Origin of the sequence: Pseudomonas batumici, assembly GCF_000820515.1 — a bacterium.
GTDB lineage: Bacteria > Pseudomonadota > Gammaproteobacteria > Pseudomonadales > Pseudomonadaceae > Aquipseudomonas > Aquipseudomonas batumici.
The window spans coordinates 1-260 of the sequence record NZ_JXDG01000067.1; the positions used below are offsets into that span (position 1 = coordinate 1).

The following is a 260-nucleotide window of genomic DNA, read 5'->3' on the forward strand; positions in this document are numbered from 1 at the left end:
CGGGTGGTGCTGGAGGGCAATAACCAGAAGCAGGCGGATTTCCTCTCGCGCTCCCTGGTGAAAGCCGATCCGGCCAAGCTCCACGACCTGCACATGATCATGCCCAGCGTCGGTCGCGCCGAGCACCTGGACCTGTTCGAGCGCGGCATCGCCCGCAAGCTGGACTTCTCCTTCGCCGGCACCCAGAGCCTGCGCATCAGCCAGTTGCTGGAAGACGGCCTGCTGGAAATCGGCGCTATTCACACCTACATCGAACTCTA

The 260-nt window shown here is 62.7% G+C and carries 1 protein-coding gene; it reads left to right on the forward strand.

The annotated features are described in order from the left end of the window. A partial coding sequence (locus UCMB321_RS25575; protein WP_040071465.1) for a malonate decarboxylase subunit alpha occupies window positions 1–260 on the forward strand: 260 nt, incomplete at both ends.